General features: G+C 54.8%; 27 protein-coding genes and 3 tRNA genes. 10 read left to right on the top strand and 20 right to left on the bottom strand.

Annotated elements, in window-relative coordinates:
• Nucleotides 1-57 precede the first annotated feature (57 nt).
• Genes O1724_RS03330 through hpaG form a run of 4 tightly spaced genes read right to left on the bottom strand, consistent with a single transcriptional unit; the run spans nt 58 to nt 4042 of the window.
• Nucleotides 58-438 carry a 5-carboxymethyl-2-hydroxymuconate Delta-isomerase gene (locus tag O1724_RS03330; protein ID WP_003856599.1) on the bottom strand — a complete coding sequence of 127 codons (381 nt, stop codon included), beginning with the start codon at nt 436-438 and terminating at the stop codon, nt 58-60.
• 9 nt (nt 439-447) lie between these two features.
• Entirely contained in the window at nt 448-1299 is an 852-nt protein-coding gene (gene hpaD / locus O1724_RS03335) for a 3,4-dihydroxyphenylacetate 2,3-dioxygenase (protein ID WP_022650350.1), read from the bottom strand.
• A 2-nt stretch (nt 1300-1301) separates the two neighbouring features.
• The gene (gene hpaE / locus O1724_RS03340) at nt 1302-2768 is read right to left on the bottom strand and encodes a 5-carboxymethyl-2-hydroxymuconate semialdehyde dehydrogenase (protein WP_023315340.1); all 1467 of its coding nucleotides are present in this window, start codon (nt 2766-2768) and stop codon (nt 1302-1304) included.
• Nucleotides 2765-4042, bottom strand: coding sequence for a 4-hydroxyphenylacetate degradation bifunctional isomerase/decarboxylase (gene hpaG, locus O1724_RS03345; RefSeq protein ID WP_048243492.1), 1278 nt, complete (start codon nt 4040-4042; stop codon nt 2765-2767). The genes hpaE and hpaG overlap by 4 nt, the downstream gene beginning before the upstream one ends.
• A gap of 268 nt (nt 4043-4310) precedes the next feature.
• Between hpaG and hpaR the strand changes: the two genes are divergently transcribed.
• Nucleotides 4311-4751: a homoprotocatechuate degradation operon regulator HpaR gene (hpaR, locus tag O1724_RS03350; RefSeq protein WP_003856591.1), complete on the top strand. Its 441-nt coding sequence runs from the start codon at nt 4311-4313 to the stop codon at nt 4749-4751.
• 83 nt (nt 4752-4834) lie between these two features.
• The gene (gene tsr / locus O1724_RS03355; RefSeq protein WP_003856589.1) at nt 4835-6499 is read left to right on the top strand and encodes a methyl-accepting chemotaxis protein; all 1665 of its coding nucleotides are present in this window, start codon (nt 4835-4837) and stop codon (nt 6497-6499) included.
• Nucleotides 6500-6591: 92 nt separating this feature from the next.
• Here the strand turns inward: tsr and O1724_RS03360 are convergent, their stop codons facing one another.
• The 9 genes from O1724_RS03360 to O1724_RS03400 all read right to left on the bottom strand — a co-directional run bounded on the left by O1724_RS03360 (nt 6592) and on the right by O1724_RS03400 (nt 13885).
• On the bottom strand, nt 6592-7101 hold the full coding sequence (locus tag O1724_RS03360; RefSeq protein ID WP_003856587.1) for a GNAT family N-acetyltransferase: 510 nt from the start codon (nt 7099-7101) through the stop codon (nt 6592-6594).
• Complete coding sequence (gene opgB, locus O1724_RS03365; RefSeq protein WP_045335577.1) at nt 7101-9392, bottom strand: phosphatidylglycerol--membrane-oligosaccharide glycerophosphotransferase; 2292 nt, start codon at nt 9390-9392, stop codon at nt 7101-7103. Before opgB ends, O1724_RS03360 begins: the two co-directional genes overlap by 1 nt.
• Nucleotides 9393-9663: 271 nt before the next feature.
• The gene (locus O1724_RS03370) at nt 9664-10146 is read right to left on the bottom strand and encodes a YjjA family protein (RefSeq protein WP_003856582.1); all 483 of its coding nucleotides are present in this window, start codon (nt 10144-10146) and stop codon (nt 9664-9666) included.
• 84 nt (nt 10147-10230) lie between these two features.
• On the bottom strand, nt 10231-10968 hold the full coding sequence (gene dnaC / locus O1724_RS03375; RefSeq protein WP_003856580.1) for a replicative helicase loader DnaC: 738 nt from the start codon (nt 10966-10968) through the stop codon (nt 10231-10233).
• Complete coding sequence (gene dnaT / locus O1724_RS03380; protein WP_003856579.1) at nt 10965-11510, bottom strand: primosomal protein DnaT; 546 nt, start codon at nt 11508-11510, stop codon at nt 10965-10967. The genes dnaC and dnaT overlap by 4 nt, the downstream gene beginning before the upstream one ends.
• Nucleotides 11511-11634: 124 nt before the next feature.
• Entirely contained in the window at nt 11635-12063 is a 429-nt protein-coding gene (locus O1724_RS03385) for an organic hydroperoxide resistance protein (protein ID WP_003856578.1), read from the bottom strand.
• An 84-nt stretch (nt 12064-12147) separates the two neighbouring features.
• Nucleotides 12148-12600 (bottom strand): MarR family winged helix-turn-helix transcriptional regulator, encoded by a 453-nt coding sequence (locus tag O1724_RS03390; RefSeq protein ID WP_032608457.1) that lies wholly within the window; start codon nt 12598-12600, stop codon nt 12148-12150.
• A 44-nt stretch (nt 12601-12644) separates the two neighbouring features.
• Entirely contained in the window at nt 12645-13118 is a 474-nt protein-coding gene (locus O1724_RS03395) for a threonine/serine exporter (protein WP_003856576.1), read from the bottom strand.
• Nucleotides 13109-13885: a threonine/serine exporter family protein gene (locus tag O1724_RS03400; protein WP_003856575.1), complete on the bottom strand. Its 777-nt coding sequence runs from the start codon at nt 13883-13885 to the stop codon at nt 13109-13111. Before O1724_RS03400 ends, O1724_RS03395 begins: the two co-directional genes overlap by 10 nt.
• Nucleotides 13886-14275: 390 nt before the next feature.
• Here O1724_RS03400 and O1724_RS03405 point away from each other — a divergent pair, with 390 nt between their 5' ends.
• Both O1724_RS03405 and bglJ read left to right on the top strand, forming a co-directional pair.
• Entirely contained in the window at nt 14276-15013 is a 738-nt protein-coding gene (locus O1724_RS03405) for a helix-turn-helix transcriptional regulator (protein WP_003856574.1), read from the top strand.
• A complete protein-coding gene (gene bglJ, locus O1724_RS03410) occupies nt 15010-15642 on the top strand; it encodes a DNA-binding transcriptional activator BglJ (RefSeq protein ID WP_003856573.1) in 633 nt (210 codons plus the stop codon). The genes O1724_RS03405 and bglJ overlap by 4 nt, the downstream gene beginning before the upstream one ends.
• 37 nt (nt 15643-15679) lie before the next feature.
• Here the strand turns inward: bglJ and O1724_RS03415 are convergent, their stop codons facing one another.
• The gene (locus O1724_RS03415; protein WP_003856572.1) at nt 15680-16138 is read right to left on the bottom strand and encodes a YbaK/EbsC family protein; all 459 of its coding nucleotides are present in this window, start codon (nt 16136-16138) and stop codon (nt 15680-15682) included.
• Between the two features lie 328 nt (nt 16139-16466).
• Here O1724_RS03415 and O1724_RS03420 point away from each other — a divergent pair, with 328 nt between their 5' ends.
• Nucleotides 16467-17813: a PTS sugar transporter subunit IIC gene (locus O1724_RS03420; RefSeq protein ID WP_126297219.1), complete on the top strand. Its 1347-nt coding sequence runs from the start codon at nt 16467-16469 to the stop codon at nt 17811-17813.
• Between the two features lie 77 nt (nt 17814-17890).
• Here the strand turns inward: O1724_RS03420 and fhuF are convergent, their stop codons facing one another.
• Together fhuF and O1724_RS03430 are read right to left on the bottom strand one after the other, a co-directional pair.
• A complete protein-coding gene (gene fhuF, locus O1724_RS03425) occupies nt 17891-18679 on the bottom strand; it encodes a siderophore-iron reductase FhuF (protein ID WP_003856570.1) in 789 nt (262 codons plus the stop codon).
• A 95-nt stretch (nt 18680-18774) separates the two neighbouring features.
• Complete coding sequence (locus O1724_RS03430) at nt 18775-19839, bottom strand: GGDEF domain-containing protein (protein ID WP_126297218.1); 1065 nt, start codon at nt 19837-19839, stop codon at nt 18775-18777.
• 216 nt (nt 19840-20055) lie between these two features.
• Here O1724_RS03430 and O1724_RS03435 point away from each other — a divergent pair, with 216 nt between their 5' ends.
• Entirely contained in the window at nt 20056-20325 is a 270-nt protein-coding gene (locus tag O1724_RS03435) for a DUF1435 domain-containing protein (protein ID WP_032628028.1), read from the top strand.
• Between the two features lie 42 nt (nt 20326-20367).
• Here O1724_RS03435 and O1724_RS03440 read toward each other — a convergent pair.
• The 4 genes from O1724_RS03440 to rsmC form a co-directional block, all read right to left on the bottom strand.
• Nucleotides 20368-20454 (bottom strand) — tRNA-Leu (locus O1724_RS03440).
• A 32-nt stretch (nt 20455-20486) separates the two neighbouring features.
• Nucleotides 20487-20572 (bottom strand) — tRNA-Leu (locus O1724_RS03445).
• A gap of 28 nt (nt 20573-20600) precedes the next feature.
• Nucleotides 20601-20687 (bottom strand) — tRNA-Leu (locus O1724_RS03450).
• Nucleotides 20688-20831: 144 nt separating this feature from the next.
• On the bottom strand, nt 20832-21860 hold the full coding sequence (gene rsmC / locus O1724_RS03455; protein ID WP_003856567.1) for a 16S rRNA (guanine(1207)-N(2))-methyltransferase RsmC: 1029 nt from the start codon (nt 21858-21860) through the stop codon (nt 20832-20834).
• Between the two features lie 102 nt (nt 21861-21962).
• Between rsmC and O1724_RS03460 the strand changes: the two genes are divergently transcribed.
• The 4 genes from O1724_RS03460 (at nt 21963) to prfC (ending at nt 25167) form a co-directional block, all read left to right on the top strand.
• Nucleotides 21963-22376 carry a DNA polymerase III subunit psi gene (locus O1724_RS03460; protein WP_003856566.1) on the top strand — a complete coding sequence of 138 codons (414 nt, stop codon included), beginning with the start codon at nt 21963-21965 and terminating at the stop codon, nt 22374-22376.
• The gene (gene rimI / locus O1724_RS03465; RefSeq protein WP_003856565.1) at nt 22345-22788 is read left to right on the top strand and encodes a ribosomal protein S18-alanine N-acetyltransferase; all 444 of its coding nucleotides are present in this window, start codon (nt 22345-22347) and stop codon (nt 22786-22788) included. Before O1724_RS03460 ends, rimI begins: the two co-directional genes overlap by 32 nt.
• A 19-nt stretch (nt 22789-22807) precedes the next feature.
• Nucleotides 22808-23485: a pyrimidine 5'-nucleotidase gene (gene yjjG / locus O1724_RS03470; protein ID WP_126297217.1), complete on the top strand. Its 678-nt coding sequence runs from the start codon at nt 22808-22810 to the stop codon at nt 23483-23485.
• Between the two features lie 92 nt (nt 23486-23577).
• The gene (gene prfC, locus O1724_RS03475; protein ID WP_003856562.1) at nt 23578-25167 is read left to right on the top strand and encodes a peptide chain release factor 3; all 1590 of its coding nucleotides are present in this window, start codon (nt 23578-23580) and stop codon (nt 25165-25167) included.
• The last annotated feature ends 299 nt before the right edge of the window (nt 25168-25466 follow it).

Consider the following 25466-nt stretch of genomic DNA (forward strand, 5'->3'; position numbering starts at 1 on the left):
CCTGTTTTTATTTGTTTTCTCCCTCTCCCTGTGGGAGAGGGGACAGACCGTGCGGTGTTATTTAAACAACGCGTGCACGTTGTTTTGCTTGTAATTAAGCGTCGGGTGCAGCTCGTCCAGCTCGAACGAGAGCGCCAGATATCGGCCCGCCATTAGCTCTGCGAAGTGCGTTTTGATCAGCGCAAACAGCATTTCACCGACCTCTTCCCGGCTTTCCAGGCTGCGCCCCGCGCCGATCTTCAGCGTCATATGCACAAAGGCGTAATCGTGCTTACCGTCGGCCATCTGCCAGGTATCCAGCCAGTGGGCGCGGCTGCGGATGCCCCCGAGCGGGAAGATCCCCGTGGCGGCGAGCGCCTCGTTCACTTTGGCGAACAGACCCGGCAGGTCGGCCTGCTCGCGGATGTTGTTGGTACATTCAGCAATAAAGTGCGGCATAACGACTCCTTAGGCGGGCAGCGGGAAAACGGCGTTGACCTGGCCGGTGCCGGAGCTGGCGAACAGCTCGGTGAGAAACTCCACCTTACCGTCGTATTTGTCCCAGCCGAGCATCCCCAGCAGCATCACCGTGTCGTGCATGTTGCCCTCGCCGTAGCAGTAGTCGGCGTACTCCGGCAGCATGCTGCAAAACTCCTTGAACTGCCCCTCGCGCCACAGCTTCACCACGCGCTCGTCCATCTGGCGATCAAACTCGCGGGTGTAGCTGTTCATCCCTTCCTCCGCGCGCTGGTCGTCGATAAAGCGGTGCGACAGCGAGCCGCTGGCGAGCACCGCCACGGTGCCGTCGTATTTTTCGATGGCGCTGATGATGGCCTCGCCCAGCCTGCGGCTGTCGGCGAAGTCGTGAACCGTGCAGAACGCCGAGATGGAGACCACTTTGAAGTGCTTATCTGCGTTCATGTAGCGCATCGGCACCAGCGTGCCGTACTCCAGCTTGAGGCTCGGGATGTTGTGCGCCTTGGCGCGAACGCCAAGCTTCACCGCTTCGTCGGCAATCAGCTGGCCGAGTTCCGGGTTGCCGTCGTAGTCGTAGGTCATGTCGCGAATAAAATGCGGCAGTTCGTTGCTGGTGTAGACGCCTGAGAAATGGTCCGCGCAGTTGATGTGATACGCGCTGTTCACCAGCCAGTGGGTGTCGAAGACGATAATGGTATCCACGCCCAGCTCGCGGCAGCGCTTGCTGATCTCTTTATGCCCATCGATGGCGCCCTGGCGGCAGCCGTAGTTTTTGCCAGGCAGTTCAGAGAGATACATTGACGGCACGTGGGTGATTTTTGCCGCTAACGCTAATTTTCCCATGATCAGATCCCCCACTTTGGAATCGGATGGTCGCCCATGGAGATGCAGACGTTCTTCATCTCCGCGAAGACCTCGAAGCTGTACTCGCCCCCCTCGCGGCCGGTGCCGGAGGCCTTCACGCCGCCAAACGGCTGGCGCAGGTCGCGCACGTTCTGGGTGTTGACGAACACCATGCCCGCTTCGATGTTGCGCGCCAGACGCAGCACTTTGCTGACGTCCTGGGTCCAGATGTACGACGCCAGGCCATACTCCACGTCGTTCGCCAGGCGCAGCCCTTCCGCTTCGTCCTTAAACGGCAGCAGGCAGGCCACCGGCCCGAAGATCTCTTCCTGCGCCACGCGCATGCGGTTATCGACATCCGCCAGCACGGTCGGGCGCAGGAAGTTGCCGCCTTCCAGGTGCGCAGGCAGATCGGTCGGTTTGTCCGGGCCGCCCGCCAGCAGGGTTGCCCCCTCTTCAATGCCGAGGCGGATATAGCCGGAGACTTTTTCCCAGTGCTGCTGGCTGATGAGCGCGCCAATCTGGGTGTTCGGATCGGTCGGGTCGCCCACGCGCAGGCGGTTGGCGCGCTCGGCAAAGCGTTTGACGAACTCCGGGTAGATGCTCTGCTGGATGAAGATGCGCGAGCCGGCGGTGCAGCGTTCGCCGTTGATGGAGAAGATGGTGAACAGGGCGGCGTCCAGCGCGCGCTCGATGTCCGCGTCTTCAAAAATCAGCACCGGAGATTTGCCGCCCAGTTCCATAGAATACTTCTTCAGCCCGGCGTTTTTCATGATGTTACGCCCGGTGGCGGTGCCGCCGGTGAAGGAGACGGCGCGCACGTCATGATGACGCACCAGCGCGTCGCCCGCCGTGGCGCCATAGCCCTGCACCACGTTGAGCACGCCCGCCGGAATGCCCGCTTCGAGGGCCAGCTCGCCCAGACGGTCGGCGGTCAGCGGGGAGAGTTCAGACATCTTCAGCACCGCGGTGTTACCCAGCGCGAGACAGGGCGCGACCTTCCAGGTGGCGGTCATAAACGGCACGTTCCACGGCGACACCAGCGCGCAGACACCCACCGGCTGCACCAGGGTGTAGTTGAGCATCTTGTCGTCGACCGGGTAGGTTTTGCCGTTCATCTGCTGGCACACCTCGGCGAAGAACTCGAAGTTGTGCGAGGCGCGCGGAATGAGCACGTTTTTGGTCTGGTGGATCGGCAGGCCGGTGTCGGCGGTCTCCATCGCGGCAATGTCCGGCACGTTCTGGTCAATCAGATCCCCCAGGCGACGCATCAGGCGCGCACGCTCCTTCATCGGCAGGTTGGCCCATTTCGGGAACGCCTCTTTGGCGGCGGCAACGGCCTGATGGATTTCGGCTTCGCCCCCGGAGGCTACTTCAGCCAGCACCTCGCCGGAGGCCGGGTTAGTGGTTTGGAAGTACTCACTTCCGGCGACGTTTTTCCCGTTGATCCAGTGGTTAATCTTTTTCATTTTGCAGTCTCCTCACTGACAATTCGGTTTACCAGACGGCCTACGCCCTCCACTTCCACCACCACTTCATCGCCCGGTACCACGTCGGACAGCCCCTTCGGCGTGCCGGTGGCAATCATGTCGCCCGGTTGCAGGGTCATGAAATCGCTCAGATACGCAATCAGGAATGGGATGCTGAAAATGAGATCGGCGGTGGTGCCTTCCTGACGCAGTTCACCGTTAACGTAGGTGCGAAGACGAAGGTTGTGCGGGTCAGGGATGGCTTCTTTTGGCACCACGTTCGGGCTGATGGGGGTCAGCCCGTCGCGGCTTTTCACCCGCAGGTTTGGGCGATAGTAGTTTTCGAGATAATCGCGGATGGCGTAGTCGTTGCACACCGTGTAGCCCGCAACATAGTCCATCGCCTCGGCTTCGCTGACCTTACGCGCGGTTTTACCGATGACCACCACCAGCTCGGCTTCGTAATGCATGTATTCAATGTTGTTTGGGCGCACCGAGGTCTGGTTATCGCCATTAAAGGTGTTCGGCGCTTTGATAAACACCAGCGGCTCGGTAGGCGATTTGAAGTCCAGCTCGCTGGCGTGATCGGCATAGTTCAGGCCGAGGGCAAACAGCGTGGCGTGCGGCGGCGTGCGCGAAGCAATGGTAACGTCGCGTTCCACTACCACCGGGTTTTCCAGCGGCGGAAATCCCTCTGCCAGAATGCGTACCCGATCGCCCGGGCGAATTTCGACACGGCTTTGTGGGGTACCGAGCAATATCGCATCGCCGGGGTTCAGGGTGGCAAATTCGCTCAGCGCGCTCAGCAGTTCGGCGGCGTTGCGGTGCAGATCGGCCGTGTTCCAGTGGTCCGCTTCGCGACCGTTGATCTCGGTGATGATGGTCAGGTTGTCCACGTTATCAACGGCGACAGGTTCGCCGAGCGGGCAAAATCCATCCCGACATTTGGCCTTGATCGCCGGACGGTAGAAGCTCTCTTCCGGCAGGCTGATTTCGTTGGCCAGCGCGTAGCCAGCGATGTACGCCGCCGCCTCTTCAACGCGGACTTTGCTGGCGGTTTTGCCCACCACCAGCGCCACCGTTGCGCCGCTTAACACGGTTTCTCCCTGTGGGAAGGGAATCGGCTCGCCTGCGCGAATAACGGTGTTATGTGGCTTGATAAACCACACCGCCGTTTTTGGCGGCGCGTTATAGGGGGCTTTTTCAAACGCCTCAGCCCAGGCTGCACGCTGGCTTTGGTGGTTTAGCGCTACGGCAAAAACAGTACCTTTCATTCCCATACTCCTCAAACCGGCTGTCCGGTTTTGATTTCATTAATATGTTAATGATCTGGTTTTATGCTTTTGCTGTTCGTTTCGCAATCAGAAGTGAATAATTTGTGATATGAATAACAATAAATTTACATAAATGAGTTAATTATCTTTTAATTCAATGGATTAAAAAAATTGCGTTGTTTCTGTTAGACTTTTTGGGTTACAACGTGTTGTCTATAAAAGCATCTGTTTTAAATTGTTTACTTGTTAATGATGTAAGGGGAAGGTGATGCATGACTCATTAACCATCGCGCTGTTGCAGGCGCGTGAAGCGGCGATGGGCTACTTCCGCCCGATAGTGAAGCGGCATAATCTGACCGAGCAGCAGTGGCGTATCGTCCGCGTGCTGGCCGAGCATCCCTCCATGGATTTTCACGATCTGGCGTTCCGCACCTGCATTTTGCGCCCAAGCCTGACCGGCATTCTGACGCGGATGGAGCGCGACGGTCTGGTGCTGCGCTTAAAGCCGGTGAATGACCAGCGCAAGCTGTACGTATCGCTGACGAAAGAAGGCAACGCGCTGTACCAGCGTGCTCAGGCTCAGGTGGAAGAGGCGTACCAGCAGATTGAGGCGGAATATACCCCGGAGAAGATGACGCAGCTCACGGCGCTGCTGGAAGAATTTATTGAACTTGGAAACCGACATATTGCCGCGCGGGACGAAGAGTAAAAACCCTAAATTCCAGGATGATTTTCGTAAAGTTTTCCCTTTCCAGGCCGAAAATTCTGTATCTGTCTGAGGAAAGAGAAAACATGTTAAATCGTATCAAGATTGTCACCAGCTTACTGCTGGTTTTAGCGATATTTGGCCTTTTACAACTCACATCCGGTGGTCTTTTCTTCAATGCCCTGAAGCATGACAAAGAGAATTTCACCATCCTGCAAACCATTCGCCAGCAACAATCCACCCTGAACGGTAGCTGGGTGGCGCTGCTGCAAACCCGTAACACTCTGAACCGCGCGGGTATCCGCTATATGATGGATCAGAACAATATCGGTAGCGGCTCAACCGTCGCCGAGCTGATGCAAATTGCCTCTGCGTCTCTGAAACAGGCGGAAAAAAACTGGGCGGATTACGAAGCGCTGCCGCGCGACCCGCGTCAGAGCGACGCTGCGGCACTGGAAATCAAACGTAATTACGATATCTACCACGGCGCGCTGGCCGAGCTGATCCAGCTGCTGGGGGCGGGCAAGATCAATGAGTTCTTCGACCAGCCGACCCAGAGCTATCAGGATGGCTTTGAGAAGCAGTACGTCACCTATCTGCAACAGAACGACGCGCTGTATCAGACCGCGGTTGAAGACAGCAACAGTTCTTACCGCCAGGCTATCTGGGTGCTGATTAGCGTGCTGGCTGCGGTGCTGGTGGTGATTGTTGCCGTCTGGCTGGGTATTCGTCAGGCGCTGATTTCGCCGCTGAACCGTCTGATTGACAGCATTCGTCATATCGCCAGCGGCGACCTGGTGAAGCGCATCGACGTGGAAGGCTCCAACGAGATGGGGGAACTGGCTGACTCCCTGCGCCACATGCAGGGCGAGCTGGTGCGTACCGTGGGTGACGTGCGTAACGGCGCAAACGCCATTTACAGCGGTGCGAGCGAAATCTCGATGGGCAATAACGATCTCTCATCCCGTACCGAACAGCAGGCTGCCTCTCTGGAAGAGACCGCCGCCAGCATGGAACAGCTGACTGCCACCGTGAAGCAGAACGCCGAGAACGCCCGTCAGGCGAGCAACCTGGCCCTGAGCGCGTCTGAAACCGCGCAGAAAGGCGGCAAGGTGGTGGATAACGTGGTGCAGACCATGCGCGATATCGCCGGCAGTTCGCAGAAAATCGCCGATATCATCAGCGTGATCGACGGGATTGCCTTCCAGACCAATATTCTGGCGCTGAACGCGGCGGTAGAAGCGGCGCGTGCGGGCGAGCAGGGCCGCGGCTTTGCGGTGGTTGCAGGTGAAGTCCGAAACCTGGCGCAGCGCAGCGCCCAGGCGGCCCGTGAGATCAAGAGCCTGATTGAAGACTCCGTGGGGCGCGTGGAAATTGGTTCAACGCTGGTGGAAAGCGCGGGTGAAACCATGGGTGAGATCGTGAATGCGGTAACGCGCGTGACGGACATCATGGGCGAAATCGCGTCTGCGTCTGACGAGCAGAGCCGCGGTATCGACCAGGTTGGGCTGGCGGTGGCTGAGATGGATCGCGTGACCCAGCAGAACGCCTCGCTGGTGGAAGAGTCTGCGGCGGCGGCCGCGGCACTGGAAGAGCAGGCGAGCCGTCTGACGCAGGCTGTTGCGGTGTTCCGTATTCAGCAGGAACAGATGAAGGCGCGCGAGTTCGCCTCCGCGAAAAGCGTTGCCGCTCCGGTAGTGGCGCGTAAACCGGCGACCGCAGATGCGGGCGATAACTGGGAAACGTTCTGACGCTGTGCGTTTTGCCGGGTGGCGGCTGCGCCTTACCCGGCCTGCGGAAATGGGTTTTGTAGGCCCGGTAAGCGCAACGCCACCGGGCGATCTTACAGAGGCAGGCGCATGGCGCAGCGGGAACCATACGCTAAACCGTGCGCCGTCTCTTCCTCGCGTTTCTGGCGCAGTTCCGGCGTCAGCGTCGTCAGCATTTCAAACCCTAATCGCCTGTAGAAGGGCGCATTCCACGGGACATCACGAAACGTCGTTAACGTCAGCGAGTTCAGCCCCAGACTGCGGGCATGCGCGACGGCACGGGCGATTAACTGGCGTCCGAGACCTCGTCCCTGCCAGTCCAGGTGAACCGACAGTTCCACAATAAACAGCGACGATGGATGAGCTTCGGCGAGAATAAAGCCCACAGGCCTGTCGTCAGCCAGCGCCAGCCAGCTTAATCCGCGTCCGGCGTAACCGAGGTGATCTTCAACACAAATAACCTCATTGTCTGCCAGCCAGGCCAGCTCAGGAACGTCGCGAAACCGCTGCCCCGCCGCACGTTCGATGGCGGGCAGGGCAGCGACGTCGTCGATGCGCGTCGGGCGAAGGGTGAACGCCGTCATCAGCCAGCGCTGCTCACAATTTTAATCTCCACCATGCCGATCCCCAGCTTGCGCGGAGCGTGACCGAGAATATTCCCTTCGTTAGTGGACTGCGGATCGGGCGGCACAATGACCAGCGTATTGCTGCGCGTTGGGTTATCGAAGTGCAGCGTGCTGGTGGTGACATCATTGCTCAGCGTCAGCGTCTGTTCTTTATCGCCGACGCGCACCGGTATAGGACGGTTTGCGTTGGGACCAAATGCCCTGGCGGTGATCACCAGATCGAATTTCTCCGGCAGCGGATGGGTATATTCAATTTTCACCTCATCGCCTAACTGGGCGTTAGACCAGCGCCCCCATGATTCCGGCCGCGAAATACCGCTGAACTGCTTCACCTCTTCCGGCGCGCCGGCAACATTAAAGATGAAGCTGTCTGCTTTATAACGAATGTCGTTGTCGACGATTTTCAGCAGGTCTACGTTGCGCTGATAGCGTGCGGTATCAATAACCGTATCTTTAAACGCGGTTTTTCCCTGCCACTGCGGTTTGTCAACGTGTTGCACGGCCTGCTCGCCGCCGAGTTGCCCCTGAGAGACGCACCAGTCGGTGGACAGCGACAGCTGTTGCGACCAGAGCTGGCCCATTTTGTAGCATTTGTCGACCCAGACGAAATTATCGCGCGGGGCGAATTCCGCCAGCTGGAAGCGCAGTGGCGCGGAGTATTCGCTTTCCGGCAGCGGCTCGACGCGGTTATCCGACACGCGCAGCAGCAGTGGCAGGCGGAAATGGCTGCCGGAGAACGCGATCATTTTTTTATCTTGATCGATGGTGAAGTCTTTTATCTCTTTCGGGAAGTTCCACAGACGAATGATATCCGGCTTCCAGGCGAGGATTTTTTCCTTCATGTTGAGGAAGATTTCCGACAGGGACTGGCCCGACAGCGTACTGCGACCCAGTCCAATGAAGTTATCGCCACCCAGAATATCCAGCACGGTAGCGCCGTTATCCATCGAGTTACGTTTAGCGGCAATGATCTCCTGCTGCGGTTTATCGCCGCGCAGCACAAAGAACAGGTTGCTGCGATCCAGCTTATTCAGCTCATCCCAGGCGCTGTTTTTCATCGCCAGATGGTCAGATGAGACGACGATGACCGTATTTTTGAAATACGGCGACGCTTTGATTTTCTCGATTAACGCCGCGATATGCTCCTGGCTACAGGTCACGGCGCTGAACGACTTGTTGTTTTTACCGTCAATGTCGTAGCCCTGACGTTTACAGGTGCGTGAGACAAAACCATCCGGATGATGCGTGTCGACGGTCAACGCAAACAGCGAGAAGCGTTTACCGGCGCGGGAAAGCTCCTCGAATTTCTTCCAGGTTTCATCCAGAACGGTATCGTCGTAAAAGCCCCAGTCGTTGCGGTAGGCCGGATCGGCCACCGTGGTTTTCAGCTCTTCGGAACCATACAAGTGATCGAAACCGTGGGATTTCAGGAACACATCTTTCCCGGCAAAGCGCAGGTTAGCGCCCTGCATAAAGTAGTTTTCATAGCCCGAGTTTTTCAGGATATCGCCGAGGCAAATGTTCTGCGGGAAGAAGCTCGACATCGAGGCGGAGGCGTTGCCTTCAAACGGAGCGAACAGCGGAATGCCGCACTGGGAGGCCACCATCCCGGCGATGGTGTAATCCGTGCCAGGGAGCTGCATGGTGTGGCTGAAGTCGAGGCCCTGGTTTTTCAGCGCGCCAAGCTCTGGCGTCAGGTTCGGGAAAGCATCGTTATCAAAATAGGTGCGCTCCAGACTTTCGCCGTAGATATAGACCAGGTTGAGTCTGGGATTGTCGATCTTCTTCGAGGGTTCTTTGTAATAGGCCGCAAAGTCCGGGTCGCCATCGCGCGACTGGGATTTTACCAGCTCGGTAATTTGATGGAATGCGGGGCTGGCATCCACGGAGGCCAGCGCCAGGCACAGCGCCAGCAGGCTGTAGCCATGATGATGCGGACGGTGACGGCGACGGCGCAGAACCCAGGCCAGCGCGGCGAAGATGCCCACCAGGGCGACCACCAGCCCCAGACCCGGAAGGATATACTTACCTACACCAGCGCCGGTCAGGCTGTTGGTCAACGTGTAGAGCACCGCGTCGTTAATACCGTCGCCGGTAAAATAATCGCTGGCATATAACGTAATGTTTAAAACAATAAAAATGCCGAGCACCACCAGGGTGGCCACAAACCACCAGGTGTGACGACCGGCTTTCCAGGCATAAACGCCGATGGAAGCCAGGAAAAGGACAAGGGACATTAACTCTGACAACAGCAGATCCTCATCATGCCGGACGCTTAGCCGGCTAATTGCTTATTTTTTGGGTAATACAATGTAATTGCGATGTCGCTTAGCTGCAATTTTAGTGTCACGAAAGTGTGCTGTTGTTAGGATTTGGTTTATAAAATCGGATTTTTGAATACAGTCGCATCGTGGTATACGGAGGCTGAGGTGGTGGCAGGGGATAAAAAAACGCACTTCACGCCGCGGTGTAAGACTAACGTAATAAACCCGGCGTGTTGTGGCAGAAAATGGGAGACGATCAGGAGAGGAAATTAACGCCTTGTTTCAGCACCAGATCGCAGGCTTTCGTTTTCACCTGTTTCGCCAGAGATGAATTTCCAAGGGTGCTGAGGTTCAGCTGCTGGCCATTTTGCGCGTTCAGCAGGCCCTGAATACCGTCCATATAGTTGGTGTCCGCTTTCTGCTCCTGGGTGTCCAGACCCAGTTTACCCAGCACCTGGTTTTTAATGTTTTCGGTATCGGTGACGGAAGCCAGTTTCTGCTTCGCGCAGTATTCCAGAATGCCCGCCGCATTGTTCATCGTGCCGGCGCTCAGGCTTTGGGAGCTGTTACTCAGCAGGCCGGTGAGGGACGAGGCTGACAGCCCGCCCTGGGAAGTGCCGCTCTCTTTGGTTAACTCACTTGCTGCGCTGGAGAGCGACTCCTGCCATGATGCGGCCTGCGCTGCGCCAGTCACCAGCAGGGTGCCAGTAAGGATGCTGATAAGAAACTGTTTTTTCATAATGATTTACTCAACAAGGTCCGTTTTGGGCCAGAAGTGGGTTCAGTATATACCTCTGCTCTTCCGGCGCTCCCTGGAAATATCTTAATACTCTTTGCCGGTGACGCGGCTGCGGTAGCTGTCCCAGTCGAAGATGACGTACAGGCTGTTACCCAGCTTCATGCGATCCATTACCCGCTCGCCAAGAAGTCGGGTCATCTCGTCGATATTGTGGTTCGTCAGCATACCTGTTGGGCGTTTTGACGACGAACGGCGATCGACAATCTGGTTGATGATCACTTTTTCGTAGCGGGACTCCGTCTGGACGCCGATCTCGTCGATGACCAGCAAATCCACGTTACTTAAATCATTCAGCAGCTGTTCTTCGCTGGTTTCGCGGTTGCTGAAGGTGTCCTTCATGGCGGACATAATATCGGCCACGGTGATAATCAGCACTGACTTCCCGCGCAGCAGCAGCTCGTTGCAGATAGCGGCCGCAAGGTGATTTTTCCCCGTGCCGGGTTTTCCGCTAAAGATGAAGCTGGCAATGTTGCCGTCAAATTCATCCACATACTGGCGCGCCTGGTTGAGGGCGTTCATCTGCCCCTGCGACTCGACCTTATAATTCTCGAAGGAGCAGTTCTGGTGCAGAGGGCGAATGCCAGAGCGGTTAAAGGTGCGCTGCATTTTCATCGCGCGGTTTTCGCGGGCGAGGGCAGCCGCGCGAATTTTACCCTGCTCTTTTTGCCACGCCAGCAGCTCTTCACCGGTGGTGAAGGCGGGCTTCACGTTGGCGGGCATCATCTTCTGCAAACGTTTCATCAGGTCGCCGACGTTTTTCATTTCGCACCTCGGAATCCATCAGGGATTTTTTTGTCCGGTTCTGAAAAGGCATTGATATCACGTTTTGGCTGGCCATTGTTGCTGGCGCGGTTGATTTGCAGACTGCGCGCGAACTTTTGCTGCCACTGAACATGGTGGAAGACTTTTCCTTCAGCCTGCCAGTAAGCGGTAAAGGCCGCCAGCTCTTCTGGCGTCGCGGGCTGCGCGAGGGCTATTCCCCATAAGGCCGCCTGCCGCTGAAAATCGGCGTCCGGCTGCCAACCGGCGTACATGGGAAATTTCCCCATTGGAACGGCCACCGGAGCGCTGGCGGGTTCGTCAAAAAACTGATTATCCAGCATGACATCGCTCGCCGGGCGCGACAGCTTCGCTTCAATTTCCAGAAGCTGCGCCAGACGTTCCGGCGTGACCGCATAAAACGCCGGGGCGTTGTCGGCAAATACCGCGAGCGTGCCGCCTTCGGCGTGCGTCAACACACCGCGAGGATCGCGCATAAAGGCATCAATGCCAGCAATGCTGGTGGTCAGGATTCTGGAGGACATAACACTTTCTCAACTGATTACTACGGGCGTGATTGAGGGTTATGGTAGCACAGAGAGAGGAGAGGAAAGGAGAGGATTTCCCCGGCGGCGTTACGCTTACCGGGGCTAAAATCACAGGAGCTGATTACGCGATGATGTTCAGCGTCACGTCGATATTGCCGCGCGTCGCGTTAGAGTACGGACAGACGATATGCGCCGCATCCACCAGTTTTTTGGCTTCCGCTGCGTCCATCCCTTCAACGTGGATGTTCAGCTTCGCTTCGATACCAAAACCGGTTGGCAGCGGGCCAATCCCCACTTCGCCTTCAATAAAGGCATCTTTTGGCAGAGCGAATTTGTCGCGTGCCGCAACGAACTTCATTGCGCCCAGGAAGCAGGCGGAGTAGCCCGCAGCGAACAGCTGTTCAGGGTTGGTTACTTCACCCCCCATGCCACCCATCTCTTTGGGGACACCCAGTTTGACATCCAGAACGCCATCGGAAGACGTTGCGCGGCCATCACGGCCTCCGGTTGCTTTGGCTTTGGCAGTGTAAACAACTTTTTCTAAAGACATGGCAGGTTCCTCATCTTACGTTTATATGCACTATTAAATAGCGCGCGATGTATTAAGTTAAAATCAGGCGCGTAAAGTATAGCCTTACGCGCGATGAAGCTGTTGGCGCAAAAGTTCGAGCTGGTGCTTGAGCGCCAGCATGGTGTCGGTATCACACTGCGCTGCACAGCCCACGGCGTGGGGTATCGTCACGGCCTGCTGTTGCAGCGCCCGACCCGCGTCGCTCAGGGTGACGGCGACCTGACGCTCATCCTGACGGGAACGCTGGCGGAAGATTAATCCTGCACTTTCCAGGCGTTTCAGCAGGGGCGTCAGCGTGGCGGAATCCAGGAACAGCCGCTCGCCAATGTCTGATACCGTAATATCATCCTGCTCCCACAGCACCAGCATCACCAGGTATTGCGGGTAGGTCAGGTTAAGCGGCGCCAGCAGTTGCCGGTAGAGCTTGTTAAGCGCCAGATTTGCCGAATAGAGGGCAAAACAGAGCTGGTTATCCAGCAGAAGCGCGTTAGTGGTGTCGTTCATTTTTGCATCCATGAAATGAATATAGATAGTGCGCGATACAATTGCAAGCTATTTTATTATACGCGTGGACGTTTGCGGTAAAGCCATAAGCCGGGGATCGACAGGCCGATGGAGAGCGCGCCCACAATCGACGAGGCTTTAAGGAAGTTGCTCAGAAGCAGGATCATCTGCGGTTCGCTGTAGCCAAAGTGGCTGATTTTGACGGCGGAAATCATCGCCGTATAGGCTGAAATACCCGGGAACATAGGAATGACTGCCGCCACGGTGAACACCTTCGGATGCGCCAGATACCAGCGGGACCACTGAATACCGATGCTGCCGACCAGCATGGAGGCGATAAACGTCGACCATTCGATATTAAAGCCCGCGGTCATCATGATCATACGTGACCCGTGGCCAATGGCACCCAGCAGCGCACACCAGGGTAATGCACGTTGCGGGACGTTAAACACCATCGCAAAGCCAACGGCGGGAAGGGCTGCCAGGAGCATGTCCTGCGCCAGTGCGAGCAGAAAATCGATCACGCCCATCCGCGTAACCCCCAGAGTGTCATGGCCATTACCACCCCGATACAGGTCGCCAGCGTCAGCAGGCTGGCTATCGCCCAGCGCGCCAGACCGGTGTTGATGTGGCCTTTGAACATATCAGCGACGGCATTGATTAAGGGAAAACCCGGCACCAGCAGCAATACGCTGGCGGCCATCGCAACAGTAGGCGTGCTGGCGAAGTAAGGCTGGCGCAAAAGCAGGCCGGATACGGTTGTCGCCACAAATGCCGTGATGCAGAAGTTAATTTGCGGATGCAGTTGCCTGTGCGTCAACAACTGGCGGACATACATCGCGATGCTGCTGGCAAAGAAGGTCACGACAGCGCCGTCCCAGCCGCCCGCGTTGAGCTTGCAGAAGCAGGCGCAGGAGAGTCCCACCATCAGCACAACCAGCCAGCGTGGATACCGGAGAGGTTTGATCTGGTTGAAGCGTTTCTCTATTTCCCGCAGATCGAGCAGCCTGTGTTCAGCAAGGATCACAATGTGCTGCACTTCCGTCACGACGTGCATGTTAATGCCGCGGTCATGATTTTTACGAGTGGAGGTGAGGCACTGTCCGTCTTTAATGGTGGTCAGTACAATGGCATTTGACGAGATGGAGCTCTCAACGCTGTCCATCCCCAGCGCCAGACCAAGGCGTGTGGAAAGTTCTTCGACGAGGGCGCTTTCTGCCCCGTGTTGTAAGAGAAAAAGTCCGCACTGAATACATAGCCGCGTGGTAGCACGTTGCGTAGACCGATCTGCCTGCATGAAACGCCCTGAAGAGAAGAGAGATTGCTTACTTTTAACACAAAGGGCAGGGCCCTTTGCGCTGGGCCAGATCAACATTTGTGCGATCAGTTGCGTGTCCAGCATGGCGAAGAGGTCGTATCTTTATTTATTTAATGAATATGTGACGAGAATTAATAAAAAAAATATATTAAGTATTTCTAATTTCATATTTTCGATCTTTTCACACAACCAGAATTAAATTCTTGTAGTCTTTATGCGATATTAAGACTGTATTGGGCGTTTCATAACCCATGTGACATTTCTTCTGGTTTACGAATATTAAGCCGTTTTGTACTAAGGAATACAAACGTGTTTAACCTCGTAGGGTTAGTTCGTTCTTAAATAATGAATTCATGACATGGAGGGTCTATGTTGCCATTGAATGGTAAACACGGAGTTGTGATTAGCAGAGTGCCGGTTATGCAAAATGGGTTAGGTGGTGTCATGTCGCGTCATTTTCCCGATTTTGAGATAACGTACTGCCGTTCGATGCAGGAGTTGACGCTACTTCAGTTGCGTCGCGCCGGGGTCGTTATTGCCGATATTTCGGGTGAGTATCGTAATCCTCGCGGCACGCTTGAGCAGTATTATGGATTAATGAATCAGTATCGGGATATTCACTGGATATTCCTTGTCTCGCGTCCTCTTTATCCGCTTGCAGTAGAGCTTCTTATGCGTCCGGAAAGCACGCTGCTTTCAGATATGGAGCCTATTGAAGGCGTCATTAACGCTATTCGCGCGGGCAGTGAACGTGCCGAGCGAATAAGCCAGACGTTATTAATACCGGAAACGCCCGATATTGAAGAGGAGAGTGAGCAAATGATTGCACTCACTCACTCTGAACGCAAGGTGTTGCGTTTACTCGGTAAAGGTTGGGGAATCAACCAAATTGCCACACTACTGAATAAAAGTAATAAAACGATCAGCGCACAGAAAAACAGTGCAATGCGTCGCTTATCACTTCGCAGTAATGCCGATATGTACGCGTGGATAAGCAGTACCCAGGGAATGCGAGAACTCAGTTTAATGTCGGCTTATGGAGAGTTTGAGGAATGGAAAAGACCACTGCAACAAGACATATCGCCGTCATCGAAAGCTGCTCAATGAGCGCTGTGGGGCTGAAGCATCTCTTTGCGATGCCCAGCCTGAGCCATTACCAGGTGCACCTGTTTAGCAGATTCGCCAGCTTTAAAGCGGCGCTCTCGGATATCTCATTCTATGCGGTTATCTATTCACTGTCTGATGAGCGTGAGGAGCGGAGAAACTGTCTTGCCTGTTTACGGGATCTCACCTTCACCCACAGCGACGTCCAGCGTATTGTGCTGGCCTCTGACGAAATGGAGGCGAGGCTGGTCAGCCATCTTTCGCCTTCTCGCTTGCATGGAATCATCAGTAAATCGGTTCCGCTAAAGCAGCTAATGGAGGGCCTGAAGACATTACTCAGCGAAACGCATCAGGTGAACGACAACATGTACAATCACTGGTGTGTTAGCAATCGTATGTTAAGCCCAACCGAGAGGGCGATTCTGCGTTATATGTCATCGGGTTTTTCGATCCCTGAAATTGCAGCACAGCTTGAACGCAATATTAAAACTATCCGGGCGCATAAGTTTAACGCCATGGTAAAGCTGGGCGTCAATTCTGACGTGGGATTACTGGATGCGGCGGATATCCTGGCGCATCTCCCTGCCCGGGAAGTTCGTCGTTCCGCTCTCACCGTTCCTTCATTCTCTTAGCGTTAAATGATGCGCCAGAGTTCTTCTGGCGCATCGTTCAAATGCACACATCCACCCATTTTGCTGCGGTCAGTTCCGCCATTCTGTCGGGCGATATACGCACCGCACTGTGGATGGCGCCCGCTGCGGGTAACACTTCCGCGTATTGTTTTAATGTGATGTCACAGTAAACAGAAAGCGGGTTTTCCAGTCCGAAAGGGCAGACGCCGCCAACAGGATGACCTGTCAGGGTGACTACCTCATCGCTGCTGAGCATGCGGGCTTTTGCGCCGAATGTCTCTTTAAGCTTTTTGTTATCCAGACGCGCATCGCCTTTTGCAACCACCAGAATCACGTCATTTTTAATTTTTAGTGACAGCGTTTTGGCAATTTGGCCGGGTTCAACGTTGTGCGCGGCAGCAGCAAGGGCAACAGTCGCTGTGCTTTGGTTAAGCTCAATGATCTCTATATCCGGAGCGTGTTCGGCAAAAAACTGTTGTACAGACTGCAAACTCATTGATTCCTCCTGACAAATATCCTGCGTAATCTGTCATAAGAATTTAGTCGCTGTAAATATCCCTTAAGTAACAAATATCCGTCTGGGGCGATTTCTGGATCGCCTTCACATTCACAGAAACCGGTTACAGTAACCGGTTGCAGAGTGTGATGCACAGATTAATACTGAGTGTGTAACTTCCCCTGTATCTAATAATAAGAGCTAATTATGAAACCATTCCGTTTGAGCAGTACCGCAGGTACACGATCCGGCAAGGTTGTGACGCTGATGTATGGAACAACGTGTGACGTGAGAACGTCCGAAACGAACGTATGACAGGAGATCTGCTATGTCTGCCAACCATGCTGCATTTAATCTGATTTTCCGCTTCGTTGAAAATTATGTTAACCCTATTGCCGGGCGCATCTCTTCCCAGCGTCACGTTATGGCTATTCGTGACGGGTTTATCTCAGCGATGCCGTTTATGATTGTGGGCTCGTTTCTGTTAGTGTTCGCTTACCCACCTTTTTCGCCTGATACCACCTGGGGTTTTGCTCGCGCCTGGCTGGATATGGCGAAGCAGTTTGAAGGCCAAATTCTGACGCCGTTTGATATGACAATGGGGGTGATGTCCCTTTATATCTGTGCGGCTATTGCCTACAACCTGGGCAAACATTACGTTAAAACCCATCAGCTGGATCCGTTCATGTGCGCGATGCTGTCGCTGATGGCGTTCCTGCTGGTCGCCGCCCCTAAAACCAAAGGCGCTTTGCCGGTCGATAGCCTGGGAGGGACCGGTATTTTCACCGCGATTCTGGTGGCGATCTATTGCGTTGAGATGATGCGTTTCCTGAAAGCACACAATATCGGGATCCGCCTGCCAGACCAGGTTCCGCCGATGATCAAAAACTCGTTTGATCTGCTGATCCCGGTGCTGGTGGTGGTGCTGACGCTCTATCCGCTGAGTCTGCTGATCCAGTCGCAGTTCGGTATGCTGATCCCACAGGCCATCATGTCGATATTCAAACCGCTGGTCTCTGCGGCTGACTCGCTGCCTGCGATCCTGCTGGCGGTGCTGATTGGCCACCTGCTGTGGTTTGCCGGGATCCACGGCGCGGCGATTGTCTCCGGGATGCTGCAAATGTTCTGGCTGACGAACCTGGGGGCGAACCAGACCGCGCTGGCGGCAAGCCAGCCTTTGCCACACATCTTTATGGAAGCCTTCTGGACGTTCTTTATCGTTATCGGCGGATCGGGGGCGACGATGGGTCTGGTGTTCTGCTATCTGCGTAGCCGCTCCGCGCACCTGCGCTCTATTGGACGTCTGAGCGTGGTGCCAAGCATTTTCAATATCAATGAGCCGGTGATTTTCGGTACGCCGATTGTGATGAACCCGGTGTTCTTTATTCCTTTCCTGCTGGCGCCGATGGTTAATGCCGTGCTGGCATGGGCAGCGATGAAGTTTGATCTGATTGGCCGCGTGATTTCCGTCGTGCCGTGGACGGCACCGGCTCCGGTTGGCGCCGCCTGGGCGCTGGGCTGGGATTTCCGTGCAGCCATTCTGGTGCTGGTTTTGGCCTGCGTTTCCGCGATTATCTATTTCCCGTTCTTCAAGGTGTACGAGAAACAGTTGCTTCAGCAGGAAGCGGAAGAAGCACAGCGTAATGGAGAAGAGGAAAATCAGCAGGTCGCTTAGGTAAAAGCAAAACGGTAACGCAGGTTGCCGTTTTTAGTGTTTGTTCTCTCTCACTGCGGGTATCAGGCCGGGCCAGACTACTTAAGCGTGCAATCGCCGCACTGCTGGACGTCCGGCAGACGGTAGCGCTGACAGCAGGTACGACGTACCAGAAGTCCCTCACGCGGAACCACGGTGCGGTAAAGAGGGTTATCCCGTCCATCCGACAGCTGTCTGGCAAAGAAACAGCTCTGACGCAGTGCATCCACTTTCTCGTCGCCGAGCAGCGGCTTCATTTCCGTTAAATACCAGTGGATAAGATACCCGGTATTACTCCAGATCAGTTTGCCGTTAATCTCTCCCGTCGCTTCCAGCGCATCAATGACCGGAACCAGCGCTCTTGTAATCAGCCGTTCCATACGCGCCTGCGCTGACAGGTGTCTCGCGCTCGGATCTTCATGTACATCAATCCAGAAACAGGCAGCGCGCCCGGTTTCATGAAATTCAACATGGAAATGTTCCGACGAGAGATCGAGCATCGTTTCCTGGGTCAGCAGGGCTAGCATGACAGGCGGCACCATCAGCCCGATATACCACTGTGCCCAGAGGGATAACAGCGGTTTATTTTCCCGCGTCAGGGTAGGTTGGTTACGATAAATATGGTCGGAATAGGTTGCCAGCAGCGACCGCAGCTCGGCAGGACGTTGCCACTCAGTCAGCGTCAGCGCATGATGCGGCGGTGCTTCATCCAGTTTGATGAAATCCAGCAGATGGGCGCGCGTTACGGCAATTTTTTCCCGAATGGCATCCGCAAGCGTCGTTTCCCCGGCGGAGAGTGGAGCTCGCCAGAGCAGGGGCTCAACGATGTGTGCGGTACGAGTCGCCATAGTGTGGATTACAAATCTAAATGATAATGATTGCCAATCCTAACTATAGATAAAACCGAGCGCAAGCGTTTTATCCTGGCGCTGTGAAGGCAGTTTCAGGCAGTATGAAGCTCTTCGCTCAGCAGAATGCTGTTACGTCCCATATGCTTGGCTTCATAGAGAGCTTTATCGGCTTTCGCCAGCGCGCCCTCAACGTCTTCACCTTCGAACATGGCGATGCCGATGCTGATGGTCACGTTAGTGGCGACGCTTTCGTTAAACATATGGGGGATTTTAAGATCGTAAACCTTCTGACGTATGCGTTCAGCCGTCTGGCGCGCTTGCTCCAGCGGGATGTTACTCAACAGCACCATAAATTCTTCCCCGCCAAACCGGGCGACAACATCGCGTGAGCGCACGGCGTCGCGTATCGCAGCCGAGACCCTGATCAAGGCCTGATCGCCCATCATATGGCCGTAATGGTCGTTGTAGGCTTTGAAGTGGTCGATATCCATCAGCAGCACGAAGTGCTCGCCAGCGTCAGGCCTGGGAAGGTTCTCCAGCCGGCTTTGCAGCCCGCGACGGTTATACAGGCCGGTGAGCGGGTCCATCATGCTAAGATCGGTCAGGGTTTCGCGCTCCTCCAGCAGTTCGGAAAGCAGCTCCTGGGCGAAACGGTCATTGCGCCGCTGAAGAACATGATGGATACCAATGGCGACCACCGGCAGCGCGAAAAAATAGGCCATTCTCAGCCAGTTTTCGGACGGGCTAAGCCACAGGCAGGATATAAAGGCGGGAAATGAATGTAACGTAAAGGCTTTAATATTACTCGCGAACGCCAGAGACCCTATAAAAAGCACTGTTAATAGCGCCATCATTAAATAGGTCGCCTGATCGTGCGTGATTAACAGAAATTTAGAGACGATCTGCCAGGCCCATAAAAGACCAAAAATAGCTGAAACAACAGGGATATTTATTTTTCGCGTGCTGTTTTTCCAGTGCCAGATAAATAAGCCTGTGCTGATAGTCAGTACGGCAAAGAGCGGGACTGATAACACACGCACGGAATAGAGAGGATTTGTTACCGAGAACAATGCTGATGCGGCGTTCAGAAATAAAAACAAACGTAAAGATAGCTGATATTTCTTGTTGACTAAAGACAGCCAGGATTGTGATGTCATATGCGTGCGTTTTTATTAAAACTCAATTAAAACAATGAGCAAGGTGTTGTTGTGTAATATTGGTCGCTACAAAATTGAATTTTTATTATCAGAAAAACTTTATCGGAAGTTAACAGGTGGGCAATTTATCACCTTACACATTCTCTGTCATTATGGGAAAGCAATTGCTGGCGCAATTTCTTACGTCGCCTGCTGACAAGTGATAATTACTATCATATGATACTGGTTATCATTATCAGTGCGAGAGGTGAAACCATGTTGAGCAAAGCGCTGGGAAGTGGGTGGGGAATATTACTGCCTGGTTCCATTATCGGTGGGCTGATGTTTACCGATCTCCCCATTGATGTCTGGAAAGCAATGATTGTTTCAGGCTTGCTGGTGACATCCGCGATGATCTGGCACAAACAGTTACGGCATTATGTCCTGCTGCCTTCATGCGTGGCGCTAATCAGTGGACTGCTGGTGATTCTGATGAGTTTGAAATAAAAGGGAAAAAGAAGAGGCACTGCTGAGAGGATGTAAGATAATTGGTGCGAGGGGGGGGACTTGAACCCCCACGTCCGTAAGGACACTAACACCTGAAGCTAGCGCGTCTACCAATTCCGCCACCTTCGCACAGTCATCTTACTGGTTTGATATCGCCTCGTTGGTGCGAGGGGGGGGACTCGAACCCCCACATCCTAAGGACACTAACACCTGAAGCTAGCGCGTCTACCAATTCCGCCACCTTCGCCCAGTGCGAGCAATATCAACGTGATTTATGGTGCGAGGGGGGGGACTTGAACCCCCACGTCCGTAAGGACACTAACACCTGAAGCTAGCGCGTCTACCAATTCCGCCACCTTCGCATACCATCGACACTGTAAAAGTATCGTAACCACGGAGGCGCATTCTAGATGTTTTCAGCTTTACGTCAACAGAAAATTGCGCACGTTGTTTTGATTGCTGCAAAATTGGGCGATGGCAGCGTCAGCCATCGCCGGACCGGGGGGTTACTTTTTCGCCTGGCGCGTCATCACGGTGCGATAGACCTTAAAGCGGCCCGTCTGGGCGATCACTTCGTGGAAGCCAAAGGTTTCATCCAGCACTTTCGGGTATGCGAGGAAGGCGTTCGCCACAATACGCAGCTCACCGCCGCTGTTGAGGTGACGGGTTGCGCCACGGATCAGCGTTTGCGCCGCTTCAAGGCTGGTCTCCATTCCGTCGTGGAACGGCGGGTTAGAGATGATCATGTCAAAGCGACCGGTCACATCGGAGAAGACGTTGCTGGCAATCACGTCACCTTCAATGCCATTCGCAGCAAGCGTGGCGCGGCTGGCTTCTACCGCCGGAGCGCTCACGTCACACAGGGTTAAACGCACTTTTGGTGAGTGACTGGCGAGAACCGATGACAGCACGCCCGCGCCACAGCCGACGTCCAGCACTTTGCCCTTGGTATGAGGCGTCAGGGTGGACAGCAGCAGCTTACTGCCCGTATCGAGCGCATCACGGCTGAACACGCCCGGCAGGGTTTTAATGGTCAGGCCTTCAAGCTGGTACTCGTCCCAGAAGGCGTCGGCATCGAAGGTGGTCTGTTTTTCCAGACGACCATGGTACAGGCCGCAGCGACGGGCGCTGTCGATTTTCGTCAGCGGCGCCCAGGCTTCGAGCATCTGTTCTGCGCTACGCACCCCGCTGCGGTTTTCACCGACAACAAAAATATCGCAGCCGACCGGTAGCAGAGAAAGCAGGTTCATCAGCTGGAACTGGGCTTCCGGCTTGTTTTTTGGCCAGTAGTAAATGAGCGTATCGCAGTCAGCAATATCGCTCTGCTCCGCCGCCAGGCTAAAGCGCGCGCGCTCGCCCATCTGACGGCTCAGCACCTGCCAGTGGTGATAGTACTGGGTGTGGGCACGGCTTTCAGCACAGTCGAAACGTGCGGGCAGGTCATCCTGCATATCTCCGGCAAACAGAATACGGCTCTCTTCGAAATCATCACTGTGACGCAGCAAGACTTCACTTGCCGGGGTAAATGCAGACATGAATTGTTCCTCAATAAACTCAGGCGGGGATTATAGTAGGTAGATGGCGCAGTTTCGACACATTTGCTATATTTGCGCGCCTGAGAGACAGGAGTTTTCGCTATGACATCCCGACGAGACTGGCAGTTGCAGCAACTGGGCATCACCCAGTGGGCTTTGCGTCGCCCGACGGCGTTGCGGGGCGAAATAGCCATCTCCATCCCTGCGCATGTCCGCCTGGTGATGGTGGCAGAAGCGCCGCCTGCCCTGAACGAGCCCCTGATTGAGGATGTCCTTCGCAGCCTGAAGGTGACCCACGATCAGGTATTACAGCTGGCGCCCGAAAGCGTCGCGATGCTTCCCTCTGACAGCCGCTGTAACAGCTGGCGAATCGGGGCGGTGGATGAGCTACCCCTTGAAGGAAGCCAGATCAGCTCGCCAGCGCTGGACGAACTGAAAGCCAACCCAAAAGCGCGTAGCGCGCTATGGCAACAAATTTGCGAATATGAACACGATTTCTTCCCTCACGACGGCTGACCTGACCACCGCGTTCGCGATTGAAACCCGCGCCCATGCCTTTCCGTGGAGCGAAAAGACGTTTGCCAGCAATCAGGGCGAACGCTATTTAAATCTCCGCCTGGACGTTGACGGTGCGATGGCTGCGTTCGCCATCACGCAGGTCGTTCTGGACGAGGCGACGCTGTTTAATATCGCGGTCGATCCCGCATACCAGCGCCGCGGGCTGGGCAGGGAACTGCTTGAGCACCTCATTCGTGAGCTGGAAACCCGTGACGTTTTCACCCTGTGGCTGGAGGTGCGCGCGTCCAATGTCGCCGCCATCGCGCTCTATGAAAGCTTAGGCTTCAACGAGGCGACTATCCGCCGTAACTACTACCCCACCGCAGAGGGACGTGAAGACGCCATTATCATGGCTCTGCCGATTGGATAACGAAAATAAGGTTGTAACGATGAAATGGGACTGGATTTTCTTTGATGCCGACGAAACGCTGTTTACGTTTGACTCGTTCGGCGGCCTACAGCGGATGTTTCTCGACTATAGCGTGACGTTCACCGCGGAAGATTTTCAGGACTATCAGGCGGTGAACAAACCGCTGTGGGTGGATTACCAGAACGGAGCCATCACCGCGTTACAGCTTCAGCATCAGCGTTTTGACGTGTGGGCTGAACGGTTAAACGTGAGTCCTGGGGTGCTGAACGAGGCCTTCCTGAATGCGATGGCGGATATCTGCGCGCCGCTGCCCGGCGCCGTTTCTTTGCTGGATTCGCTGAAAGGGAAGGTGAAGCTTGGGATCATTACCAACGGCTTTACCGCGCTTCAGCAGATTCGCTTTGAACGCACCGGCCTGCGCGATCATTTCGACGCGCTGGTGATCTCCGAAGGGGTGGGCGTACCGAAGCCGGATCCGCGTATTTTCGATTATGCGTTGGCGCAAGCGGGCAATCCTGACCGCGATCGCGTGCTGATGGTGGGGGATACGGCAGAATCTGATATTCTGGGAGGTATGAGATCGGGCCTGTCGACCGTCTGGCTGAATGCGCATGGCCGCATGCTGCCGGAAGGCATCGAGCCGACCTGGACCGTTACGTCATTGAACGAACTGGAGCAGCTCCTGTGTAAACAATGATTGCCTGCCCCCTGTTGATGGGTAAAATAGCCGCATTTTTCGTATTCCATGATGCGCGGCCTGCTGCCGCGCTTACCTAAGAAGAATTGATTATGACGTTGTCTCCTTATCTGCAAGAGGTGGCCAAACGCCGCACTTTTGCCATTATCTCGCACCCGGATGCCGGTAAAACGACCATCACCGAGAAGGTGTTGCTGTTCGGACAGGCGATCCAGACCGCGGGTACCGTTAAAGGCCGTGGCTCCAGCCAGCATGCTAAATCCGACTGGATGGAGATGGAAAAGCAGCGTGGTATTTCGATTACCACCTCCGTGATGCAGTTCCCGTATCACGACTGTCTGGTGAACCTGCTGGACACCCCGGGGCACGAAGACTTCTCCGAAGATACCTACCGTACCCTGACGGCGGTGGACTGCTGCCTGATGGTGATCGACGCCGCGAAAGGTGTTGAAGATCGTACCCGCAAGCTGATGGAAGTCACCCGTCTGCGCGATACGCCGATCCTCACCTTTATGAACAAACTCGACCGTGACATCCGTGATCCGATGGAGCTGATGGATGAAGTGGAAAACGAGCTGAAGATTGCCTGCGCGCCAATCACCTGGCCGATTGGCTGCGGCAAGCTGTTCAAAGGGGTTTACCACCTCTATAAAGACGAAACCTACCTGTACCAGACCGGTAAGGGTCACACCATTCAGGAAGTGCGCATCGTGAAAGGTCTGGACAACCCGGATCTGGACGCAGCGGTCGGTGAAGAGCTGGCCGCGCAGCTGCGCGATGAGCTGGAGCTGGTTAAAGGCGCGTCGCACGAGTTCGACCGAGAGCTGTTCCTGAGCGGTGAAATTACCCCGGTCTTCTTCGGTACCGCCCTCGGCAACTTTGGCGTTGACCATATGCTCGACGGTCTGGTGGAGTGGGCCCCGCAGCCAATGCCGCGTAAAACCGACACCCGCGAAGTAGAAGCAAAGGAAGAGAAGTTCTCCGGCTTCGTCTTTAAAATTCAGGCCAACATGGACCCGAAACACCGCGACCGCGTTGCCTTTATGCGCGTGGTCTCCGGTAAGTACGAGAAGGGCATGAAGCTGCGTCAGGTCCGTATCGGTAAAGACGTGGTGATCTCCGACGCGCTGACCTTCATGGCAGGCGACCGTTCGCATGTAGAAGAAGCCTATCCGGGTGACATCATTGGTTTACACAACCACGGTACCATTCAGATTGGCGATACCTTCACGCAGGGCGAGATGATGAAGTTCACCGGTATCCCGAACTTCGCGCCAGAACTGTTCCGCCGCATTCGCCTGCGCGATCCGCTGAAGCAGAAGCAACTGCTGAAAGGCCTGGTCCAGCTTTCCGAAGAGGGGGCTGTACAGGTGTTCCGCCCTATTGCTAACAACGATCTGATCGTGGGCGCGGTGGGTGTGCTCCAGTTTGACGTGGTGGTTGCCCGTCTTAAGAGCGAGTACAACGTGGAAGCGATTTACGAATCGGTGAACGTGGCGACCGCCCGCTGGGTTGAATGTTCAGACGTGAAGAAATTCGAAGAATTTAAACGTAAGAACGAAGTTCAGCTGGCGCTGGACGGTGGCGATAACCTGACCTATATCGCCCCGACCATGGTTAACCTGAACCTGACGCAGGAACGTTATCCTGATGTTCAGTTCCGCAAAACGCGCGAGCATTAATTCCCTCTCAGAGCACGGCAGCCGCCGTGCTCTTCTTTAATTCCTGTGTTATTAAACCCTTGCGGAATGTTCTTAATTCACCGCAATTTTTCGCTATTCGTTCGTTTTTTCCCCAATTCTGAATGCACCCCTCTGATTGTGATCTATATTTAACTCAGTGTTTAGCACCGGGTGTGGATGAATTAACTGTTCAATGCATGTCCATTGGTTCTCCATTTTGCCCCGGTGTTAATTCGCAATATATAAAACCAAGATTTAGGGAAGTATGTCGCCCAAATAACGGGCAAAACACAGGAATA

Source organism: Enterobacter cloacae complex sp. HYC074_NIDB (genome assembly GCF_056673345.1).

What these genes read in the sequence shown, in the direction of transcription:
- O1724_RS03330 (WP_003856599.1), bottom strand. Translation starts at nt 438, where the DNA reads ATGCCGCACTTTATTGCTGAATGTACCAACAACATCCGCGAGCAGGCC.
- hpaD (WP_022650350.1), bottom strand. Translation starts at nt 1,299, where the DNA reads ATGGGAAAATTAGCGTTAGCGGCAAAAATCACCCACGTGCCGTCAATG.
- hpaE (WP_023315340.1), bottom strand. Translation starts at nt 2,768, where the DNA reads ATGAAAAAGATTAACCACTGGATCAACGGGAAAAACGTCGCCGGAAGT.
- hpaG (WP_048243492.1), bottom strand. Translation starts at nt 4,042, where the DNA reads ATGAAAGGTACTGTTTTTGCCGTAGCGCTAAACCACCAAAGCCAGCGT.
- hpaR (WP_003856591.1), top strand. Translation starts at nt 4,311, where the DNA reads ATGCATGACTCATTAACCATCGCGCTGTTGCAGGCGCGTGAAGCGGCG.
- tsr (WP_003856589.1), top strand. Translation starts at nt 4,835, where the DNA reads ATGTTAAATCGTATCAAGATTGTCACCAGCTTACTGCTGGTTTTAGCG.
- O1724_RS03360 (WP_003856587.1), bottom strand. Translation starts at nt 7,101, where the DNA reads ATGACGGCGTTCACCCTTCGCCCGACGCGCATCGACGACGTCGCTGCC.
- O1724_RS03370 (WP_003856582.1), bottom strand. Translation starts at nt 10,146, where the DNA reads ATGAAAAAACAGTTTCTTATCAGCATCCTTACTGGCACCCTGCTGGTG.
- dnaC (WP_003856580.1), bottom strand. Translation starts at nt 10,968, where the DNA reads ATGAAAAACGTCGGCGACCTGATGAAACGTTTGCAGAAGATGATGCCC.
- dnaT (WP_003856579.1), bottom strand. Translation starts at nt 11,510, where the DNA reads ATGTCCTCCAGAATCCTGACCACCAGCATTGCTGGCATTGATGCCTTT.
- O1724_RS03385 (WP_003856578.1), bottom strand. Translation starts at nt 12,063, where the DNA reads ATGTCTTTAGAAAAAGTTGTTTACACTGCCAAAGCCAAAGCAACCGGA.
- O1724_RS03390 (WP_032608457.1), bottom strand. Translation starts at nt 12,600, where the DNA reads ATGGATGCAAAAATGAACGACACCACTAACGCGCTTCTGCTGGATAAC.
- O1724_RS03395 (WP_003856576.1), bottom strand. Translation starts at nt 13,118, where the DNA reads ATGGGCGTGATCGATTTTCTGCTCGCACTGGCGCAGGACATGCTCCTG.
- O1724_RS03400 (WP_003856575.1), bottom strand. Translation starts at nt 13,885, where the DNA reads ATGCAGGCAGATCGGTCTACGCAACGTGCTACCACGCGGCTATGTATT.
- O1724_RS03405 (WP_003856574.1), top strand. Translation starts at nt 14,276, where the DNA reads ATGTTGCCATTGAATGGTAAACACGGAGTTGTGATTAGCAGAGTGCCG.
- bglJ (WP_003856573.1), top strand. Translation starts at nt 15,010, where the DNA reads ATGAGCGCTGTGGGGCTGAAGCATCTCTTTGCGATGCCCAGCCTGAGC.
- O1724_RS03415 (WP_003856572.1), bottom strand. Translation starts at nt 16,138, where the DNA reads ATGAGTTTGCAGTCTGTACAACAGTTTTTTGCCGAACACGCTCCGGAT.
- O1724_RS03420 (WP_126297219.1), top strand. Translation starts at nt 16,467, where the DNA reads ATGTCTGCCAACCATGCTGCATTTAATCTGATTTTCCGCTTCGTTGAA.
- fhuF (WP_003856570.1), bottom strand. Translation starts at nt 18,679, where the DNA reads ATGGCGACTCGTACCGCACACATCGTTGAGCCCCTGCTCTGGCGAGCT.
- O1724_RS03430 (WP_126297218.1), bottom strand. Translation starts at nt 19,839, where the DNA reads ATGACATCACAATCCTGGCTGTCTTTAGTCAACAAGAAATATCAGCTA.
- O1724_RS03435 (WP_032628028.1), top strand. Translation starts at nt 20,056, where the DNA reads ATGATACTGGTTATCATTATCAGTGCGAGAGGTGAAACCATGTTGAGC.
- rsmC (WP_003856567.1), bottom strand. Translation starts at nt 21,860, where the DNA reads ATGTCTGCATTTACCCCGGCAAGTGAAGTCTTGCTGCGTCACAGTGAT.
- O1724_RS03460 (WP_003856566.1), top strand. Translation starts at nt 21,963, where the DNA reads ATGACATCCCGACGAGACTGGCAGTTGCAGCAACTGGGCATCACCCAG.
- rimI (WP_003856565.1), top strand. Translation starts at nt 22,345, where the DNA reads ATGAACACGATTTCTTCCCTCACGACGGCTGACCTGACCACCGCGTTC.
- yjjG (WP_126297217.1), top strand. Translation starts at nt 22,808, where the DNA reads ATGAAATGGGACTGGATTTTCTTTGATGCCGACGAAACGCTGTTTACG.
- prfC (WP_003856562.1), top strand. Translation starts at nt 23,578, where the DNA reads ATGACGTTGTCTCCTTATCTGCAAGAGGTGGCCAAACGCCGCACTTTT.